Source organism: Nitrosopumilus sp. b2 (genome assembly GCF_014078535.1).
Classification (GTDB): domain Archaea; phylum Thermoproteota; class Nitrososphaeria; order Nitrososphaerales; family Nitrosopumilaceae; genus Nitrosopumilus; species Nitrosopumilus piranensis.
This window is the reverse complement of sequence record NZ_MU078702.1, coordinates 697,074-717,776: the sequence shown is the minus strand read 5'-3', so window position 1 is coordinate 717,776 and position 20,703 is coordinate 697,074. Positions and strand designations below refer to the sequence as shown.

Genomic DNA, 20,703 nt, shown 5'->3' with positions numbered 1-20,703 from the left:
TGGTTCGGGTTCAGGTTCTGGCTCTGGTTCGGGTTCAGGTTCTGGCTCTGGTTCGGGTTCAGGCTGAGGTGTTGGTTCGGGTTCTGGTGCACTAATTACTTGCTCTCCACCAACATAATTTATCGTCACATCACCCTTAGTTGGGCCAAAATTAAAATCAACAGTATATTCTCCAGCTAGTTTCCATAGAGGACCACCAGCAACTATACTTTTTTCAAATGAACCATCAGAATTTACAGAAATTTGACCTATGCCCACAATATTGTTATCGGGAGATGTAATCACAAATGTGAGTCCATGTCCTGCTGTAGCATCATAATCTGCAATAGTTCCAGATAGTTTGACTGTGCCACCATTTCCAATAATTTCTAGGTCTGTAGAGGCCTCAATGAATGAATTTGCTGCAAAGGCAGAACCACTTATACTATAAGATAGAATTGAAATTGACAATAATGCAAACGCTAGGATACTTGCTAGTCTCATTTTCATTTTGATTCATGGGTTGTCAGTATTTATGTATTCAATGAAAGAAAAATTGACCAGATTATATTCGAATTATACCTTTTTTGACCAAGTATTGAATCGATTTTATAAAATCCTCTTCAGAAATTTCATCATTGGCCCACCAACGGGCATTGTTTTTAATCCAATCAGGAATTTCTTGTTCCAGGGTAATTTTTTGAGAAGATTCAACGGAAATTATCCCAGTTTCAATCAGATGTTCTAGTCCGCCAATAAACTCATCATCAGAAATACTATTAGAAGACCACCAACGGGCATTGTTTTTAATCCAATCAGGAACAGTTTCAGAAATTACATGAAATGAGAGGATATCAATATTTTTTCCATCATAAGAAAGATTAACAAAATACATTCCAGGCAAAGCATCATCATTTACAGTAAAAATGGAACGATATTTTCCACTGCTAGTAAGTGTTGCGCCAAAGTTTTGTTTTGTCCCATCAGGATTTGTCAGTTCTATGGATAATGGCACTCCCCGCTTATGATGTTCAATACTTCCTGTCAAAACTATTTCTGTAGAAGAACCATCTGTTGGAAGTAAGACTTTTTCTTTACTAAGTTGAGCAGTAATGTAATAAGATGTGGATGGTTTTGAATCTAGCAAGCTGAAAATATTCTCATTTCCAGAATCATCACGCGAATCATAATATCTTACATCAAGGCTGCCACCAGCAGTATAGATCAATTTTGAGCCCGTTTTATCACAAATTTGAGATGGCATTTTGAAAACTCCTGTAAATATTCCAGTGCTAGGTCCAGTTTCTACTAGTGTAAACCCAGTAGATGCTAAACCCCCATGTTCAACTCCATTAATAGTACATCGCTTGTAACGAATATCTTTGAGTTTTATCTCTAACAAAATTTCCCCGTCTTTTCCAACAGTATCAACATTGTCAGAGTTTGGATCATTTACCACTTGGTAAATTTCAATGGTATCACTTTTCAAATTAAGATCAGAGTCACTTAGGGTAATTGTTACTGGTTGACCAAATCGGAATGTAGTTGATGCAGTTGAAACAATCCCTGAATGAGTTGGAACATTAGATTTACTTGAAGTTTTAGTTGTTACACCAACTGAATCTAAATCAGCGTAAGAGATTGCCACGCCTTCTTCATCGATTAATTTATCAGTAATGATAATTTTTATTTCATCATTGATTGTTTGTATGGTTTGAATAAAATCAGGGTCGAAAATATTTAGTTGGTTTGCAACTGCATATTCAAAAGTGCCTTCAAAAACAGATGAGTTATCTTGAGTTTCTTCTAATTCAAAACGATAAATAGAATTATTTATGCTGTTGCCATTATCTAATCCAAAAGAAAAGAAGTCAAAAACTATTGGTAGTTTATTTGTCTCATCAGAAACAGTTACTGTATCAGAAGTAGAAAAATCAATTATTAGAAAAACACTGCCAGTTTTTCCTTTAATGGCTGTTACATCATCATTATCTATCTGAATAAATCCTTGAGATGAAGATACATCACCATTATCAGATATCACAATTTGAGGGGCTGAATCACGGGTTCCAAAAGAAAGGGCAAAAGTTGTACTGCTAAAATCAGAGATCCCCAAGTTCTTTTCAAGTGATCTTAAATCATAATTTATCCAGTTTGTCCCATCAACACCAGATTCTGAAGAATCAAGTAAAGATGCTGCCAATGAAGATGCAGATATGCCCAAATTTATTGAGATCATCTCATATGCAGCATTAGATACATTTGATGTATCAATTAGCAATATGTCAGAATTTGAATCAACCACGGCAGACTTGGAATCATCTCCGCTAGTCAATGTGGGTGAAGATGAATGAAATTCAACACTATGTGCCTGTTCGAGTGTGACAGGATTGCCAATAGTAATCGTAGGAATAAGTGCAGTATCTCTAAAAACATTCAGATGGTCTCTAGCACCAGTGTTAAGGTTTTGATCTGGATCCTCCAAAATAACAGGGTACTCTGTGCCAGGTCTTAATGATTGACCATTTCCAATCCTCAAAACAGGTTCGCTACCAAAAGAAACAGAAGCAGTAGAAAATCCAGTTAAAACTGAAATAGATTCATTGTTGTATGTGATTTTTCCTGTTTGACCTCTTGGCGCATCATCCAGTATTCCAATTACAGATTGATCATTAGAGTCATAACTGGTAAACATTCCAGAGTTTGGTTCTTGTTCAACTAGAGTAACAATTTTAGAAAAAGTGTTTGAAACTCCATCAGCATCAACAGAAGAATCAGGTTGATCATTGTTTGTTTTTAACTCCATAATATTGCCTAGAGTTAATGATAATTTGCCGTTATCTTCAAAACCTAAATTGGATAAATGTGGAACAAGATTCACTAATCCTGCATTTCCATTAGCATCATTATTTCCAGCACTATCAAATGCTTGATAGAATGTACTTTGAGAATCAACATTAAATGTCCATGAATCTTCATCGGTTGGATCTTGATTTAATTGGATATCATGTATAGTTAGAAAGACTTCAGAGTTTTCAGGATATGTTTCTCTATCAATTTCTAATGTAATGTTTTGAATTTCATCATAGTCAAGACGTACCTGTTGTGAAGAACCACCAGGATTGTATTGTATTGTTACATCATCAAAAGAAAATAGTTGAATTATTGGCCATGCATCAGCATCTAATCCAATTTGACCAACTGGAACATTAGAATTAGAATTGATTGATTTTGCTTTTCGAACAACATTGTTTAGATTTGCAGAATCAGTTGGGGAACCAGTACATGCACTAAATGAGGAATCACCATTTACAAAACCAGTCAAACCAGCTGAACGTGGAACTGCAATCCCATCAGTTTCAGAAAAGGAAGTACCAAAAACAGAAGACGAGGTATCTCTACCACAAAAGACTCCAAAATCTAATCCCTTTCCAGATAAACCAACTGTAGCATCTGCAATTTTTGCCTTGTCAATATTTGCAAAATAGGCATACCAATTTCCATCTGTTGCTTGAACCATACGAAGTGTTTTTCCATTAATAGTGACATCAGGTTCACCTTTTCCTTCACCCGTATCAGAAATATTGGAATCTCTGATAACAACTTCAATTACCATAGAACCTGCAAAATGGTTATCAAATTCTGAATTTTCAGCAGAGACAAACAAATTAGGATTACTGGAAGCATGAGCATCCATTGCTGGAATAAACATAATTGAGAAAAATCCTAATAAAAATAACCAATTTTTATTCAATATTAAAAATCACGGTCCTTTACAAATAATGTTATCGTAGGACTTCTTCTTAGAAACCTGTAATACATGATAAAAATTATTAAAAATAAGAAAATGTTTGTACAAAGAACCAAGGTTTTACAGATTTCACTGGTAGCTATTTTTTCTGCATTTTTAGTGGAGTTAATCTTTGGTCTTGTCTCCAATAGTTTAGCACTTATCACAGACAGCATTCATGCATTATTGGATAGTGTAGTTACCCTTGTTTTGTTGCTAGCGGCAAGAATGGCAATTAAACCTCCAGATGCAGAACACACCTATGGACATGGAAAAATAGAATCACTGGGAGGATTAATTGGCGGAATAGCAATTTTTTTGATTGCATGTTTTTTCATATACGAATCAATTCACAGAATTCAAAGTCCTCCACCAAGTATACTTCCCGGAATGTTTGCAATAATTGGAGGGTTGTACACAATAGGAGTAGACATTTTTAGAATAATTCTTTTGAGAAGATCGATTCAAAAAATAGGGGGGACAACTCTCAAAGCAGATTTCTATCATGCGTTTATGGATCTTGGTTCAACCCTAGTTGCAATCATTGGAATTGTTTTGGTATCTTATGGTTTGTATCATGGAGATTTTGTTGCAGCACTAATCTTAGGTGGTCTATTAGCTGTACTTAGTGTAAAACTAGTTTACAAAACAGCTCTTGATTTAACGGATATCATTTCACCAGAACTTGTTAAAAACGTCAGAGATATTGCTGCATCAACTCAGGGGGTAATTGATGCAGACCCCATACTAATGAGGCGCTCAGGGGATACAATATTTGCAGATGTTACAATATCATTGAGAGGGGATACAAGCTTTGACAAGGCACATGAGATAAGCAGTAATGTTGAAAAAAATATCAAAAAAAAGATTTCAAATGCTTCTATTACAATTCATTTTGAGCCTGATTGGGAAGATGTCCCACTAGATGCCAAAATTTTAGACATTGCTAAAAGTGTTGAAGGAGTAAAAGGAGTACACAATGTGAATACACATAGAACAAAAGGAAAGACATTTTCTAATTTGCATGTAATGGTAGATAGAGAGAAGAATCTTTCATCAGCTCACAAAATCTCCGAAATTATTGAGCAGAAAATTTATGATAATATTCCCGAAATTGAACATGCAACAATTCATTTAGAGCCATTTGTAACAGTACCAGAAAATTTTAACCTAGAAGACAAAGTAACTGAAGAAAAAATAAAAAGAATCTTAGAAAAATATCCTGAAATTAAAGAAATAGGAAGAATAGTATCCTTGAATTTTGAAAATATACTCAAAATCGACATTGATTGTTCATTTGATAAAAAATTATCAATTGAAAAAGTTCATGACTTAACATCAGAAATAGAGCACATCATAAGATCAGAAATTAAAAATGCAGTTATTACAATTCATCCAGAGCCCATATAACAAAAAAATTCTAAATGCATAGATCAATGAGGCGAGTAAGACTTTACTTTTTTATTCCCACTTGCAGTAAGATGTAGATTTTGTTGCTCATCTACTTCTATTAATTTTCTATCTTGTACAGATTTACATATTTTTTTAGAGTATTCAGTTGTCCAACCCAAAGCATCAGACATACTTGAAAGAGTCACAGAATGTTTTGATTCAATTTCATTGTAAATATGGGTTATCAAAATACCAACATCTATTTCAAATCGTTGTTTGGATATCCTTCTCCATCTGCTAATCAAACCACGATTTGGTGCAAACACCCAGATTAACCCAAACACAGCACCTGCAACTGCAGCCATTGAACCAGCTATCGATACATCAAAAAATATTGCAAGCATATATCCTGCAATAGCACTAATCATACCTAATGTAACAGATAGAATAATCATATGAGATAATTTATCAGTTAGTAAGTAAGCCCCAGATGCAGGAACTATAAAAAATGCAATCACAAGTACCGCTCCAACAGATTCAAAAGCAACAACTGCTGTTGTAGCAACCATTATCATCAACAAATAATGAATAAGCATAGGCATTAATCCAACACTAACTGCAACTGACGCATCAAAAGTGCTAATTTTTAGTTCCTTGTACAAAATTGCTATAAAAGAGATATTTGCAATTGCCAAAATTCCAAGAACCCAAAGAGATTTGGATCCTATGTTAATTTCATCAACATACAAAGTATCAAATGGAACAAATTCAATCGAACCGTACAAAACATGTTGTGCATCTATGTGTACGTTACCAGCTTGTGTAACAAGTATCACACCAATAGCAAAAAGAAATGGAAAGACTATACCGATAGAGCTATCCTGTTTTAGTTTACCTGTACGATAAAGCATCTCTACAATTGACACAGTCAATATACCAGACAAGACACCACCTACAATTACTGAAACAGTTTCTCTACCTCCAACCATAAACACAGCAATTACTATACCTAACAGCACGGCATGACTTATGGCATCAGACATCATTGCCATCTGTCTCAATACTAGAAATGCGCCAATCGAAGCACAGTTTGCTGCAACTAACACAGCAGTTCCAATAATTATTAGATCACTAGATATTTCTATCAATTTCTTAGATTTGCTCCTGAAATAGTACTAATTTCATCTAGATTTCTTTGACGTTGCCTTTTCCTACGAATGTACTGGAAAAGATATCCTTGTTTTGGAGAAAAGAATAAAGAAATACCCAATATAGTAGTAATTGTAATTACAATTACAGGACCAGTAGACATTCCTTCTGTTGTACTACTTATCATGGAACCAATTACGCCACTTATACCCCCAAATATTGCAGAAAGAATCAACATGCTTTTCAAACTAGAGATCCATTGTCTAGCTGCAGCTGCTGGAGCTATTAGCATTGAAACCATTAGAACTACACCAACTGTATGTAATCCAATAACAACAGCTACAACGATTACTGACGTTAATAATGCACTAAGATATTTTGTTGGAAAACCTAAACTTTGTCCAAATGCACTATCAAATGTTGCTATTTTGAACTCTTTAAAGAATAATATCAAAACCACAAAACAACCAGAGGCTAAAATTCCTAGGTTTATGACATCTTTTTCTATTAAAGCTGCAGCCTGCCCGAAAAGAAATCGATCTAATCCGCCCTGACTTGCACCTCCAATACTCTGTAGGTATGTAAGGAAAACTATTCCTAGTCCAAAGAAAACTGAAAGAGTTATTCCAAGTGCTGCATCTTGCTTAATTCTTGTGGTACTTGTGATAGCTAATGTAATAATGCCTCCAAACCATGCAAACACCGCAGCACCCAACATCAAGAACATAGAGTCTTTTGTTCCAGCAAAAAGATACGCCAAACCAATTCCAGGCAATGCAGCATGAGACAAAGCATCTCCAAACAAGCTCTGTTTTCGTAGAACAGTAAAACACCCCAACGCACCACTAGTTATTCCTAAAATAGCAGAACCAAGTGCAACATACCTTAGAGTGTAATCAGTAAAGATTCCAATAAAGGTAGTCAGTATTTCTTCAAGAACCATATTTACATCTGTTTTATGTTATTGAAGAGATACACGCTGTTTTTCTCGATATGCAATATCCAAATTTTCTTTAGTAAATACTTCTTTTATTGGTCCAGCAGATATCAGGCTTCTGTTTAGCATTACAACCCAATCAAAATATTTATCCACAGTTTGCAAATCATGATGAACCATCACAATTGTTTTCCCTTCTTTTCTCAGATCTTCAAGTATGGAAAGTATTGTCTCTTCAGTTACTGCATCAACTCCATTTAGAGGTTCATCCATAAGGTAAATTTGAGGATCTTGTGCAAGAGCTCTTGCAACAAATACTCTTTGTTGTTGACCTCCAGATAACTGACCAATTTGTCTGTCAGCATAGTCACCCAATCCAACTTTTGTCAGACAATCTCTTGCTTTTTCTCTTGTTTGGGAATTGGGACGCCGTAACCATCCAAGTTTTCCATAAAGGCCCATCTCTACAACATCTAATGCATCAGTAGGAAAATCCCAATCAACTGATCCGCGTTGCGGAACATAAGCAACTTTGTTTCTCTGTTTTGAATATTGTTTTCCATAAATGCTCACTTTGCCGGCAGTTATTGGAACCAATCCCATTACTGCCTTTATGAGAGTAGATTTACCTGCTCCGTTTGGGCCAACAATTGCAATTAGTTTACCCTCTGGAAAACTCAGATCTATATTCCACAATGCAGGTTCAGTACGATATGTAACAGATAGATTTTTGATTTCAATTGGAGGAAGGTGTACACCATCTAGATTTGTATGGTTTGATTTTTGTTCCATCATTTTAGTGCATTAACAATTGTTTCAACGTTATGTGTAAATGCTCCAACATAGGTTCCTTTACTAGTTCCTTTTTCACCTATTGCGTCTGAAAATAATTTACCGCCAATTACAACATTATGGCCTTTATCTTGAACTGCAGCTGTCAAAGCTTCAATTGTTGCAGGAGAGATTGAAGTTTCTACAAATACAGCTTTTATCTTTCTCTCAGTTATTTCGTCAGCTAAATTCTGAATCTCCCTAATTCCAGCCTCACTATCAGTACTCCAACCCTGAATTGCCATCTCTTCTAAACCATAAGCATGACCAAAGTATTGAAATGCATCATGAGCAGTTACAAGCACTCGTTGTTCCTGAGGAATAGAATTCATCTTCTCTAAGCTAGTCTGATGAAGATCCTCTAAATGAGTCATATACTCTTTAAGATTTGATTCATATGTTTTAGAATTTTCAGGATCATATTCACTCAATCCTGTTGCAACAACTTTAGCTGCTTCCATCCACAGTTCTGCATCCCACCAAATATGGGGATCAAAATGGCCTGCATCATCAAGACTCAATAATGATTCTTGGGGAATGTTTTCAGAAACTGCCCATACTGCAGTGCCTTCTCGTCCAATTTTTACAAAAATATCACCCATCTTACCTTCCAAATCCAAACCATTGTAAAATACAATATCTGCATCCTGAAGTTTTTTGACATCACTTGCGCTAGGTCGATACAAGTGAGGATCCACTCCAGACCCCATCAATCCTGTTACATGAACATGCTCACCCCCAATATTTTCAACTAGATCAGTTACAACATTAGTGGTAGTTGTAACCATGATTTTTTCAGAGTTGTCTGAAGATTGTTTTATGTCGTTGAGAATAATTTCATCAGTATTATTATTTTGAACAATAGTCGAGGATAACCCTGCCACTATTACCACAATTGCTACAATTACAGCAGATGCCATAATGATGGATTTTTTCATTTCTAAAAACATGTGCAATTAGCTTTATTTAAAGTTAGCATAAGCTAACTTTCTTGCATCAGTCTAACTTTGTTAAATCAAGTTAAAATCTAAAATTGAAAAAAATTAGGTTTAAAGTAAAGAAAGAAAAATTCAAAATATGCAAAAGGCAGGAATTATTCTAGTTGTCTCATGCGCATTAATTGTAATTGGATTAATCTTACTTGCAGTAGGGAATCAGATTATTCTAGAAGGGGTCTTTCAGGGAAATGGAATTGTTAATTCAAACCAAGATCTTATCATTTCAGGTGAATTTGATGCAGAGAGTTCATCTGTAGGTGTTTTTGCAGTACAAATGATGGAGTTTAAAGAAAATACAATTTCTGCCAAAGTATTAGATCCATTTGATATTGAAATAGCATCTAAAAAATTGGATGCTGAAACTATTGAGGAAGAATTTGATATTTTTGATACTGGTGTTTACAAACTAATTATCCAGAGCAATTCCGATGATGATGTTCAAGTATTTGGTGCAATAGGGCCCCTACCAGATGCAGGAAAGAAATCTCTTAGTTTTGTTTCAGCATATGTCTTGATAATTGGAATGGTAGGGTTGGTAGGTTCTGCAATTTATAGAGTCAAAAATAGAAAAAAATCAATTTAGATAACTATCCATTTTTTCAAGACCGCTAATAGTTTCATCGAAGTTATCACCACTTTCAACAATACTACTTAGTTTTTCAGAATTAGCAGATAACATAATTTTGCCATTAGTCTTTTTGATAATGAATTCATGCTCTATCAGATAGGATAGTCTTTCCAATACTTCAGATTCAGGAATGGAAGACTGTTTGGATAGAAAAGAGCATGATTTTTCACCATCTTCTAACTCTGCTAAAATTGAAGAAGTTGTTGGATCAAACATGCAATCTATAACTTTTTCGCGATCAAAAGTATCTGTCATTTCAATAAAGAGATAAATTAGAAAGTTATAACTTTAGCCAATAATATAATTAAGAAAAAAACATACTCAAATTATGCAAAAACTTTGTGGTAATGACCCATCTGGGAAGGGAGTACATTGTTTCTGTATTGAGATTGATGTCCAACGAGGCGTGAAAAAATGTTGTCAGTGTAATCAATGGAATGTTCAGGGTAATGATTGGACAGAAGATGAGGACTTTAGATAAATGCCTTCAACCAGATATTCTGACTAAACATACCAAAAATCACTCAAAATAGTGCCTAGCATGGTTTTTATCGGGGTTTCTTTGAATTTTGGAATACTTGAGCACTCAAGAATATAGACACATTGTTAGGATTGTGGGAAACGATATCCCAGGAGAGAGAAAAATGCTCGTTGGATTGACCCAGATAAAGGGTATTGGTTATAATTTTGCCACAGCAATTCTAGACACACTAAAAATTGATTCAAATGCCAACATAGGTCATCTTACCGATGAAAATGTTCAGGCAATTGAAAAATTAATTTCAAATCCAGTTGAAGGGAATTTTCCAACATGGTTCCTCAACAGAAGAAAAGATATTGAAACTGGAAACGATTTACATTTGTTAACATCTGATATTCCATTTACATTAAGAAATGATATTGAAAGAGAAAGAATTACTGCAAGTTGGAGAGGCTATCGTCATCTTAGTGGTCTTAAGGTAAGAGGTCAGAGAACAAGAACATCTGGTAGAAAAGGTGGAGCAGTCGGTGTTGCAAAAGGTGGCATGGCAGCTCCTGCAAAGAAATCATCAGATGCTCCGGCAGCAGAAGCAGCTCCGGCAGCAGAAGCAGCTCCGGCAGCAGAAGCAGCTCCGGCAGCAGAAGCAGCTCCTGCGGAGAAAAAGGAATAGGTGTATTGAATGGGAGATCCAAAATATCCACGTAGAGTTTGGAGAAAACCAAAGAGACCTCTTAATTATGAATTAAAAATGGAAGAGTTGAAAACTCTTGGTACATTTGGATTAAGAACTAAAAGAGAATTGTGGAAAGCACATACAGAATTATCCAGAGTAAGACATCAAGCAAGATCATTACTTGCTTTAAGACAAGAAGACAGAGAAGAGAAAGAACCAATTCTAATGAAATCTTTAGCCAGAATAGGATTAGTTAGTGCAGATGCGACATTAGATGATGTACTTAACCTGAATGCAAATGATTTGCTTTCAAGAAGATTACAAACTGTTGTTACAAAGAAACTTGGATTCAAAACACCATATCAAGCAAGACAAGCAGTTATTCATGGTCACATTATGATTGGTGAAAGAAAAGTAGACATTCCATCATACACAGTTACAGTAGAAGAAGAAGATAGCATTCATTTTGCACCAGAATCAAAAATTCCAGAAATGCTAGAAAAAACAAAAACTGAAGATCCTGCTGAAGAAGCAACTCCTGAAACTACAGAAATACCTGCTAAAGAAACAACTGAGACTCCTGCTGAAGAAACCAAAGATAAAAGATCTTCAGAATAATATCCTTATCAGTAAAATACTCCCAATTATCAGATAGAATAGTTATGTGTTCAATTATCGGATATTATGGAAAAGATGTTGCAGCACCCATCATTGTAAAGGGATTAAAGAGAATGGAATATCGTGGATATGATAGTGTTGGAGTTGCAACAGAATCAAAAAACCAGATTGAATTAAAAAAAGGAACTGGAAAAGTACATGAAGTAAATTCAAAAGTGCAATTAGAGACATTGCCGGGAAAAGTTGGCATAGGCCATACAAGGTGGGCAACTCATGGAAAAGTTACAGATGCAAATGCACACCCACACCCTAGTAATTCAGGTAAAATTGCAATTGTACATAATGGAATCATAGAAAATTTTGAAGAGTTAAAGAAACAATTAGAAGATGGAGGTTATACTTTCAAAAGTGAAACAGATAGTGAGATAATTGCAAATTTGTTACAAAAAAATTATGAGCAAACAAACAATGTTAAAGAAACAATTCTAAAAACAGTTTCACAACTAAAGGGTCATTATGCATTTGTTGCAATGTTTGAAAACGGACAATTAGCCGCTGCAAGATTTCACGAGCCACTAATTATTGGTGTAGGAAAAGATGACTTCTTTTTGTCAAGCGATGTTTTAGGGTTTATTGAATTCACAGACAATGCAATTTACATGGAAAATGGAACTTTTGTAGTATCAGAGAAAAACAAGTTCCAAATTTTAGATTTTGATGGAGAACATGTAAAATATGAGATTACCAAAGTCTCAAAAGAATTTGCAGATGCATACAAAGGAGATTATGCACATTTTACATTAAAAGAGATTTATGAACAGCCAGAAACAATTTTGAGTGCAGGAGAAAAAACTGCAGATAGTATCGATAAAACAGTAGATTACATCAGACATGCTAAAAATATATACATTACAGGAAGTGGATCTAGCTATAATTCAGCATTAATTGCAAAGCAAATTTTATCAAAATATGTAAAAATCAAGGTTGAGCCAATTATGTCAAGTGAGCTTCAGTTTAACCCGGAGATTATTGAAGAAAATTCAATATTAATTGCAATTTCTCAAAGTGGAGAAAGCGCAGATGTTTTAGAGGCAGTAAAGATTGCAAAAAGTGCAAATTGCAAGATTATTGCAATTGTCAATCTACTGACATCATCACTTGTTCGTAAAGCAGATGTTGTAATAGGATTGAATTGTGGACCAGAAATTGGAGTAGCTGCAACTAAAAGTTTCACATCACAACTTGTAATTCTATACAAAATTGTGCAAAAATTGAGCAATAACAAGTTAACAATTAATTTTGAAAGTTTTGCCAAATCAATTTCAAAGACATTAGACAATCCAACTAGTATTCAAGAAATTGCAAAAGATCTAAAGGAGGTTTCAGATATTTACATTCTAGGGCGTGGAATTAATTTTCCAATTGCAACAGAATCTGCACTCAAACTTAAAGAACTCACATATATTCATGCAGAAGGAATTGCAGGAGGAGAGTTAAAGCATGGACCTCTTGCCCTGATGGATTCTAGTGTATTTGTAATAATTCTCAACCCAAATGATTCAACTTATTCAGATACTCTAACTAGTGCAAGAGAAATCAAAGCTCGTGGCGCAAAAATCATAGGTGTGTCAGATGTAAATAGTGATGTGTATGACTATTGGATTGAAATGCCAAAAATTAGTGAAATACTATATCCAATTTCAGAGATAATTCCAATTCAATTGTTATCTTATTACGCAGCACTTGAAAAAGATACAGATCCTGACTATCCTAGAAATCTTGCAAAATCAGTTACAGTCAAGTAAATAATCGTCGATATTCTTTTTCAGCCAACTCCAAAAATTTTGCAGAATTATTACCAGTTTTTATCATTGAAGAAATAATGGCACCGCCTGCGCCAACACCCTCTTTTGCAAATCCTTCAGAGAATGCCTTGAGGCCAGAAAATTCAGAGTTTTTCATACCGGGATCTACTGAGAGAACAGGAATATCTGCAATGTTTTGAACAAGTTCCTTGAAATTTGCACTTTTATCATTTGTAATATACGATGTAGTTCCAATTGCAGTGCTTTCCTCATTAAATCCAATTTTTGATGCAAATGCTAAAACAGCAGCCATCTGTGTTCCGCCAGCCAACATAACCTTAGATACACTAGAAGCAGAGCTCAGCATTCCTGCAACAAAAGGTATCATTGGATCACCAATTTGCGCAACAATGCTGTACGGATGCTCTGAATTAACTCTTTGAAGAGCTGAAGTTACAATTTGATTTTTTAATTCAACAGGATTATCAGGTATACTTGAACTAACTTTAGCATCATAATCAAATGCCTTTAGCAAAGCTAATGCAGTAGTTGTCCCACCAGGAATGCATTCACCAATTATCAAACAATCAGTTAATGATGCTAAACTTCTTCCAATGATTTGTCCATATTCAACTGCATGAGAAACTATAGAGTCAGTCATGGCATCTTGAATCGAAATATTTTTTCCAAAAGGCAAACCAGATTCAATAAATGGTAATTGGGGAGTAACTTTACTTCCAGCATTAATTGTCAAATGAGAAATACTAGCAGATTCAAGAGCAGTTTTAGTCAACAATCCAGGAGTTGGCTTACCATCTGGAGTCATTGGGATTTTGTCAATAGTTTTACAATACCCATAGTGAAGATATTCTGCATCAGCAGGCGGAGTAAATTGGATTGAATCTCTGTCTGCACCAGCAAAAGTTATACCAGGAATTTCAGATGTTTCAGTATAAGAAATAACAAACGAAAAAAGAAATCTGCCAGGTTTTATAAAATCAATAAAATTTTGAGCCCGATTAACATTTCCATATAATTCAAAATCTTCCAACAAATCACTGACCCATCATATCAAGAAATTGTTGTTCGGTTCTTTTTTGCATTACCATGTTAGTCATTTTTTCTTGTCCTATTGTAGATGTCTCTGAATGACCATAATTGTGCCCAGGATACAGAACCAAATCATCATCTAATGAATAAAGAACATCAAATAAACTATGATAGAGTTCCTTTGCGCTTCCACCAGGCAAGTCAATACGACCACAATTTCCTACAAATAGAGTATCACCTGAGAAAATTTTTCCATCACCTATCAAGCACATACTGTCCTTAGAATGTCCAGGGGTATGAAGAATTTTGAGTTTTGAAGTCCCAAATTCTATAAAATCTCCGTCCTTTACAGAAATATCATGTTTTAATTCTGAATTTTCATGTTGAATAATTGGGGCTTTGGTAGATTCAGCCATTGCCTCATTTCCAATAGTATGATCAAAGTGATGATGAGTGTTTACAATGTATTTTATTTTTAAATTATTTTTTTTAATTAGCATCTCTAGTTCAATAAGATCCCATGATGGATCAATTATGATAGATTCGTGAGTATCTTCATCTTCAACAACATAACAGAAATTTTGCATGTTTCCAACTTGAATTTGATGAACAATCATAGTATTCCCTCCTCTGCTTCTGGTGGGATTCCAATTTTTTCAGCAAATAGTTCACCAGTCAAATCCTTTCTTTTTGGAATTCCTTGTTTCATTTTATGAAATGTGACAGTCATATCACATTTTGTGTAAATATTAGCAGTCTCACCTGTTTGCGGATCCAATCCAGAGGGCACATCTACTGCAAGTTTGTAACAATTTGTTTGATTGATGTAGTTAATTGCAGATGCATATGGTTCTCTAATTTCTCCAGATATACCAGTTCCCAAAATTCCATCAACAATTATGTCTGGGTTGAAATTAAAATCAGTTGAACCGCCAGTCATTAATTTCACAGAAGGCATTTTTTCCAAAATTGACCAATTCCAATTACTTTCTTCGGTTTTGATATTTTCAGGAGTTCCAAGTAGCATAACAGTAACTTTTGCCCCATATCCAGCAAGATGTCTGGCCATTACCAATCCATCACCACCATTATTTCCCATTCCCACAAAAATCAGAATGTTTTTTGATTCTACATTTCCAAATTTTTCAACCAGTCTTCTTACTGCAGCGGCACCTGCATTTTCCATCATGAATTTTTTTAAAAAGCCCATATCATGACCTTTATTTTCAATATTGTACATTTGTTCAACTGTAATTTCCATAATTTACGTGAAAATCATATCCAAAATAAGAGCTTTGAAAGTACGAATTATGGCTAAAATGGACCCAAATTAATCAATCATGGCATAAAAAACCATAGTGACACAATTTTCAACTGGATAAAGTTCAATGTCTTTGAGATCGGGATATTGTTCCAAAGTTAATTCAGCACATCTGTTTGCCAAATCACCAAAGTAATTTGCACTTGGTTGAGTAGTTTGCATAGCAGTAATTGCATTATCCAATACTGACAAAGTAAATTCTTTATTGAATTTTAGATGTTCAGGAGTTCCCAAGATGGGTTCATGTCCTGAAATTATTATTTCCCAGTCCATTGCTAAGAGTTTGTCATGTGCTGCAAGATGTTCACCCACATCCCTTGCAATTCCCATGAATTGAAATGGAGCAGCGTTTGGATGAAACAAGTCTACTGCCATAATGACTTTGTGTACAGGAGAGGAAATCACAATATCTCCTTTAGAGTGAAATGCTCCAATATAGTATAATTCCAGAACTTGATCATCAACTATCAAAGTGTATTGATCTTCAAAAGTAACTGTTGGAACAGGTCTTTGAGGATCATTTTTCATTGCAAGATGTTTGGCAGTGTCAATGTGGGAGATGTATACAGTATCTTGTGGAAGCAAGCTAGCCGAGCCAACATGATCTTTGTGAATATGCGTGTAAATGAAATGGGTTATTTTTTCTGAAGTTACTTCAGATACTGCTTGCTGAATTTTTGTTCCCATTCCCATAGGGGCATCTACTAAGATTACACCCTCGCCTGTAGTCAGAAACATTATTTGATACATTCCATCAGTAACCCAGTAAAGACCATCACCAATTTCGATTACAGCATATCCCTTTTCAGGATTAATTTCAGGTCCAGTTACAGTATAATCCATTGTAGATGGGAATAATCCTTTTTGAGAAGTCATTATTGTAGATTTGTTAATTTCTTTTTTATTATCAGTAATTTCTGAACATAGTTTATCTCCACAAACCTTCTTTGAATTTATCTCTGTCAAAGAATTTCCTTTAGATTTTACTGCTTCAGCATTAGGAATCATCTCTGTTTGTAAGGCTGGAGTTATTCCAAGGGATAAAACAATAGGAATTAGCACAATAGTAAACCAATAATTCATAGAATCACTAAGTTGTGATTTTATTTAAAAATGAATACAAAAATCCTATTTTGGGAATAGGTTTTGTAACATTCCTAAGAGTTTAGAAAACGGCTTTATCCGGGTTATTATGAAGACCACACATGACATTAAAAAATGTTAAATCATCATTGAATAAAATTTCAAAAACTTTGGCAGATACTCAAGATTCAAGAGAATTTTTATTAAAAAATACTAGAGAGATAATTGTTCTTTGCAGTAGAGCAATAATTGCAGTTCACAAAAACGACACAAAGGCAGGAAAAGATAATCTAAAAAAAGCAGAATTACTCTTAAAAAAATACAAGAAAAAAGCCACAGGAGATCTTAGAAGATACATGATTACTCCTGAACAAGAATTTGTAGAGGCTGCATGTCTAATTGCAGTTGTAGAAAAAAAAGACATTCCATCAGATAAAAAATTGTCAATAATGCCAGAATCGTACGTTCTAGGTTTGTTAGATTGTATAGGAGAGTTGAAGAGAATGGTATTTGATAAGATCAGAACTGATGAAATTGAAGAAGCTACAAGAATTTTTGAAGTAATGGAGAGTTTGTATCTTCAATTGTATACTTTTTCGTTGTATGATAAAGTTGTAAAAGAAGCTAGAAGAAAAATTGATGTAAATAGAATTTTAGTAGATGATGTCAGATCAGCAATTACTGAAGAAAAGAGACGAAATGAGTTGATCAAAACCCTACGAAAATTAGAGAAATAGCTTTCAAATTTTGTATGCGGGCGATGGGATTTGAACCCACGAACTCCTGAGAGACTAGCCCCTCAAGCTAGCGCCTTTGGCCAGGCTGGGCGACGCCCGCAACGGATTTTCCATGTATGGTTTTTATAATCCTTGATTACTTTTTCGTTCGTATGTTAATTCCTATTAGATGTTTTACATGTGGAAATCTAATTGCTGATAAGTTTGAGGATTATCAAAATAAAATCAAAGCTGGAGAAGATCCAGAAAAAACTCTAGATTCTGTTGGAGTAGAGAGATATTGTTGTAGAAGAATGTTATTGACTACTGTTGAAACAATTCAGCAAGTAATTCCATTCTATGAAGCAATTCAGAGAAGAAAACAAGAAGTTCAATCTGAGTTAGAATAACTTGGCTAAGATCACTTCAATTGAAGGACGTATTCTATACAATAGTAGAGGAAGTAAAACAATCGAAGTTGATGTTAAATCAGATGGTAAATTTTTAGGAAGAGTTTGTGCTCCATCTGGTGCAAGTGTAGGAAAATATGAAGCAGTTAGTTTCCGTAATGGAAAGCCTGAAGATAGTCTAGAGATTTTAAAAGAAAACTCTCAAAAATTTATTGGATTAGATTCATCAGACCTAAAAGGAATTCATGATACTCTGAAAAGTTTTGATAACTCATCTAATTATTCAGGAATTGGAGGTGCACTTGCTTTTGCAGTAACAATCGCATCTATGGAATCAGCATCAAAAGCACTTGAACAACCGCTGTTCAAGACACTATCAAATGAATCATCATTCAAATTTCCATTCCCATTAGGAAATATCTTAGGAGGTGGAGCACATGCAGGGCCAGGCACGCCAGACATACAAGAAATTTTGATTTGTGCAACAGGTGCTAAGACTATTGAAGAAGCAATTGAAACTAACTTAGCCGTACATAAAGAATTGCGAAGTGTTTTAGAAAAGGAAGATCCTCACTTTACTAACGGACGTGGTGATGAAGGGGGGTGGGCACCAAAGTTAGAAAATCAAAAGGCATTAGAAATTTCTGCAATGGCTTGTGAGAACTTGGGATTCACTTTAGGAAAAGAAGTGTCATTAGGAGTAGACTTTGCATCATCAACACAATGGAATGAAGAAAAATCAAAGTATGTGTATGATAGGGCAGGATTTGAAAATACATCATCTGAACAAATTGATTTTGCAGCAGATATTATTGAAAAATTCAAATTAATTTATGCAGAAGATGCAGTGCATGAAGAAGCATTTGAAGACATGTCAGAATTAACAGCTAAATTTCCAAATACCTTGATTACAGGAGATGATTTGACAGTTACAAATAAAGACATTCTTGTAAAAGCTATTGATATGAAATCATGTAATGCAGCAATTTTGAAAGTTAATCAAGCAGGAAGTCTTTTTGATGCTCTAGAATTTGCAAATCTCGCAAATGAAAATAATATAAGATTAATCACATCACATAGATCAGGCGAGTCGACTGATTCACAAATTTCTCATATTGGTCTTGCAACAAAGTCAAAAATGCTCAAAGTTGGCGTTGTAGGAGGAGAAAGAGTGGCAAAATTAAATGAATTATTACGCCTATCAGAGCATGATTTAATACGCGGTATGGCAGAGATTTAAAATCGCTATGAGCCAACAAGCAGAAACAACAGACATCAAGAAGAAGATCCTATCTACAGGAATTAGGGTAGGAACTCAAGTTAAGACAAAATTCATGAGACCATTCATCACAAAAGCTAGCCCAGAAGGACTCTACATGCTTGATTTAGATATCACATTAGAGAAGATCAAAACTGCAGCCAAATTCATCAACAGATTAGGTGTAGAAAATCTCATTGTTTGTTCAGGTAGACAATATGCAGAAACCCCGATTGAAAAATTCTGTGACATATTAGGTTCAAAGAAATTGCTTGGAAGATTCATGCCAGGAACACTAACTAATCCATCATTACCATATTACATAGAACCAAAATTAGTATTGATTTCAGATCCTCAAGTTGATGAACAGGCAATTACTGAAGCAACTAATGCAGGCATTCCTGTAATAGGAATTGCAAATACAGATAACATCACATCAAATCTTGATGTAATTATTCCTGCAAACAATAGAGGAAGAAAAGCATTAGCTACAGTTTACTGGTTGCTGGTACGTCAAATCCTCATTGAAAAGGGGGAACTTAAAGAAGACGATCCAATGAAGATGGAAATCGATGATTTTGAAACAAAGATTACCGAAGAGGAAATCGAATAAATAAATCAGAATCTTAAAGTGTTTACTTGAAATCTAAAGCATCTGCTCCAGGCAAAGTCATTCTTTTTGGAGAACATTTTGTAGTTTACGGAGTTAAAGCAATTCTTTGTGCAATTGATAAACGAATCACAGTTACTGCTGAAAAAATTAGTGAAAGAAAGATTTTCATAAAATCTAACATAGGAGAACTTGAAATACAACCAAACAAATTAATTTCAGAAATTAATTCTCCGCTAAAGCCATTTTATTATTTGGCAAATAAAATAATTCAAAATAAAAATTTTGGACTCAAAATTAATGTTGACTCAGAAATTCCATTAGGTGTAGGTTTAGGTTCATCATCTGCATGTTGTGTAGCAGGGGCTGCAGCAATTTCAAAATTGGTTGGAGATATCTCAAAAGAGGAAATTCTAAAACTTGCAATAGAGGCTGAAAAAACAATTTTTGAAAATACATCTGGTGCAGACTGTACTGTATGCACTTTTGGAGGCTTGATGGAATATGACAAGAAAAATGGATTCTCCAAAATAGAGTCTGAACCTAATTTTCATCTAGTTATTGTAAATTCAAATGTAGAACACTCAACAGAAAGTGTTGTTGGAGAAGTAAAAAAATACAAAGAGAATAACAAAGAAAAATTTTCAAAATTGTGTGAAGATGAATCAATTCTTGTTGAAAATGTTTTAGAAATGTTAAAAGAAAATAATGTCAAAGGGTTAGGTCAAAAAATAATTCAAAATCAAAAATTTCTAGAGACAATTGGAATTTCAAACAATAAACTCAGAGATATGATTCAAATTGGAAATAAATCATCATTTGGGGCAAAAATTACAGGAGCAGGTGGGGGTGGATGTATTTTTGCACTTACAGATGAATCAAACTTAGAAGATACCATAAAAAAGTTCAAAGGAAAAAAATACGAATGTTTTTCTGTGAAGATTGATTTCAAAGGACTGGATACTTTTTAATTA

20 protein-coding genes, 1 tRNA gene and 1 pseudogene are annotated in these 20,703 nt (G+C 34.5%); 10 read left to right on the top strand and 12 right to left on the bottom strand.

Annotated features, from left to right (window positions below):
- Positions 1-483 (bottom strand): annotated as a pseudogene (locus C6989_RS04320) (hypothetical protein); the annotation flags it as partial.
- 61 nt (positions 484-544) lie between these two features.
- On the bottom strand, positions 545-3,733 hold the full coding sequence (locus C6989_RS04315; RefSeq protein WP_182126427.1) for a peptidase: 3,189 nt from the start codon (positions 3,731-3,733) through the stop codon (positions 545-547).
- Between the two features lie 93 nt (positions 3,734-3,826).
- Here C6989_RS04315 and C6989_RS04310 point away from each other — a divergent pair, with 93 nt between their 5' ends.
- On the top strand, positions 3,827-5,179 hold the full coding sequence (locus C6989_RS04310) for a cation-efflux pump (RefSeq protein ID WP_182126590.1): 1,353 nt from the start codon (positions 3,827-3,829) through the stop codon (positions 5,177-5,179).
- A gap of 23 nt (positions 5,180-5,202) precedes the next feature.
- Here the strand turns inward: C6989_RS04310 and C6989_RS04305 are convergent, their stop codons facing one another.
- Genes C6989_RS04305 through C6989_RS04290 form a run of 4 tightly spaced genes read right to left on the bottom strand, consistent with a single transcriptional unit; the run spans position 5,203 to position 9,016 of the window.
- Positions 5,203-6,309, bottom strand: coding sequence for a metal ABC transporter permease (locus tag C6989_RS04305; RefSeq protein WP_182126426.1), 1,107 nt, complete (start codon positions 6,307-6,309; stop codon positions 5,203-5,205).
- Positions 6,306-7,253 (bottom strand): metal ABC transporter permease, encoded by a 948-nt coding sequence (locus tag C6989_RS04300; protein WP_182126425.1) that lies wholly within the window; start codon positions 7,251-7,253, stop codon positions 6,306-6,308. Before C6989_RS04300 ends, C6989_RS04305 begins: the two co-directional genes overlap by 4 nt.
- 18 nt (positions 7,254-7,271) lie before the next feature.
- Positions 7,272-8,039, bottom strand: coding sequence for a metal ABC transporter ATP-binding protein (locus tag C6989_RS04295; RefSeq protein WP_255464633.1), 768 nt, complete (start codon positions 8,037-8,039; stop codon positions 7,272-7,274).
- Positions 8,039-9,016 (bottom strand): metal ABC transporter solute-binding protein, Zn/Mn family, encoded by a 978-nt coding sequence (locus tag C6989_RS04290; RefSeq protein ID WP_182126423.1) that lies wholly within the window; start codon positions 9,014-9,016, stop codon positions 8,039-8,041. The genes C6989_RS04295 and C6989_RS04290 overlap by 1 nt, the downstream gene beginning before the upstream one ends.
- Positions 9,017-9,155: 139 nt before the next feature.
- On the opposite strand from C6989_RS04290, the gene C6989_RS04285 reads away from it, so the two are divergent.
- Positions 9,156-9,659 carry a hypothetical protein gene (locus C6989_RS04285; protein WP_182126422.1) on the top strand — a complete coding sequence of 168 codons (504 nt, stop codon included), beginning with the start codon at positions 9,156-9,158 and terminating at the stop codon, positions 9,657-9,659.
- On the opposite strand, the gene C6989_RS04280 is transcribed toward C6989_RS04285, so the two are convergent.
- Positions 9,651-9,959 (bottom strand): helix-turn-helix domain-containing protein, encoded by a 309-nt coding sequence (locus tag C6989_RS04280; RefSeq protein WP_182126421.1) that lies wholly within the window; start codon positions 9,957-9,959, stop codon positions 9,651-9,653. The two genes, C6989_RS04285 and C6989_RS04280, sit on opposite strands and share 9 nt — an antisense overlap.
- A gap of 323 nt (positions 9,960-10,282) precedes the next feature.
- On the opposite strand from C6989_RS04280, the gene C6989_RS04275 reads away from it, so the two are divergent.
- Genes C6989_RS04275 through glmS form a run of 3 tightly spaced genes read left to right on the top strand, consistent with a single transcriptional unit; the run spans position 10,283 to position 13,281 of the window.
- Entirely contained in the window at positions 10,283-10,855 is a 573-nt protein-coding gene (locus C6989_RS04275) for a 30S ribosomal protein S13 (RefSeq protein ID WP_182126420.1), read from the top strand.
- Between the two features lie 9 nt (positions 10,856-10,864).
- Positions 10,865-11,476, top strand: coding sequence for a 30S ribosomal protein S4 (locus tag C6989_RS04270; RefSeq protein WP_182126419.1), 612 nt, complete (start codon positions 10,865-10,867; stop codon positions 11,474-11,476).
- A gap of 44 nt (positions 11,477-11,520) precedes the next feature.
- The gene (gene glmS / locus C6989_RS04265) at positions 11,521-13,281 is read left to right on the top strand and encodes a glutamine--fructose-6-phosphate transaminase (isomerizing) (protein ID WP_148702868.1); all 1,761 of its coding nucleotides are present in this window, start codon (positions 11,521-11,523) and stop codon (positions 13,279-13,281) included.
- On the opposite strand, the gene cobT is transcribed toward glmS, so the two are convergent.
- The 4 genes from cobT to C6989_RS04245 all read right to left on the bottom strand — a co-directional run bounded on the left by cobT (position 13,274) and on the right by C6989_RS04245 (position 16,735).
- Positions 13,274-14,332, bottom strand: a complete 1,059-nt coding sequence (cobT, locus tag C6989_RS04260) for a nicotinate mononucleotide-dependent phosphoribosyltransferase CobT (RefSeq protein ID WP_148704114.1) — start codon at positions 14,330-14,332, stop codon at positions 13,274-13,276. The genes glmS and cobT overlap by 8 nt on opposite strands.
- Positions 14,333-14,336: 4 nt before the next feature.
- Entirely contained in the window at positions 14,337-14,948 is a 612-nt protein-coding gene (locus C6989_RS04255) for an MBL fold metallo-hydrolase (RefSeq protein ID WP_148702867.1), read from the bottom strand.
- Positions 14,945-15,592: an NAD(P)H-hydrate epimerase gene (locus C6989_RS04250; RefSeq protein ID WP_148702866.1), complete on the bottom strand. Its 648-nt coding sequence runs from the start codon at positions 15,590-15,592 to the stop codon at positions 14,945-14,947. Before C6989_RS04250 ends, C6989_RS04255 begins: the two co-directional genes overlap by 4 nt.
- 69 nt (positions 15,593-15,661) lie before the next feature.
- Positions 15,662-16,735, bottom strand: coding sequence for an MBL fold metallo-hydrolase (locus C6989_RS04245; protein ID WP_182126418.1), 1,074 nt, complete (start codon positions 16,733-16,735; stop codon positions 15,662-15,664).
- Between the two features lie 122 nt (positions 16,736-16,857).
- On the opposite strand from C6989_RS04245, the gene C6989_RS04240 reads away from it, so the two are divergent.
- A complete protein-coding gene (locus C6989_RS04240) occupies positions 16,858-17,472 on the top strand; it encodes a translin family protein (RefSeq protein ID WP_148702864.1) in 615 nt (204 codons plus the stop codon).
- A 15-nt stretch (positions 17,473-17,487) separates the two neighbouring features.
- Here C6989_RS04240 and C6989_RS04235 read toward each other — a convergent pair.
- Positions 17,488-17,572, bottom strand: a tRNA-Leu gene (locus C6989_RS04235).
- 52 nt (positions 17,573-17,624) lie between these two features.
- On the opposite strand from C6989_RS04235, the gene C6989_RS04230 reads away from it, so the two are divergent.
- Genes C6989_RS04230 through mvk form a run of 4 tightly spaced genes read left to right on the top strand, consistent with a single transcriptional unit; the run spans position 17,625 to position 20,700 of the window.
- Positions 17,625-17,861, top strand: a complete 237-nt coding sequence (locus C6989_RS04230; RefSeq protein ID WP_182126417.1) for a DNA-directed RNA polymerase subunit N — start codon at positions 17,625-17,627, stop codon at positions 17,859-17,861.
- Position 17,862: 1 nt separating this feature from the next.
- Positions 17,863-19,101, top strand: a complete 1,239-nt coding sequence (locus C6989_RS04225) for a phosphopyruvate hydratase (RefSeq protein ID WP_182126416.1) — start codon at positions 17,863-17,865, stop codon at positions 19,099-19,101.
- Positions 19,102-19,108: 7 nt separating this feature from the next.
- A complete protein-coding gene (gene rpsB, locus C6989_RS04220; protein WP_182126415.1) occupies positions 19,109-19,732 on the top strand; it encodes a 30S ribosomal protein S2 in 624 nt (207 codons plus the stop codon).
- A 26-nt stretch (positions 19,733-19,758) separates the two neighbouring features.
- Complete coding sequence (gene mvk / locus C6989_RS04215) at positions 19,759-20,700, top strand: mevalonate kinase (RefSeq protein WP_182126414.1); 942 nt, start codon at positions 19,759-19,761, stop codon at positions 20,698-20,700.
- Positions 20,701-20,703 lie beyond the last annotated feature (3 nt).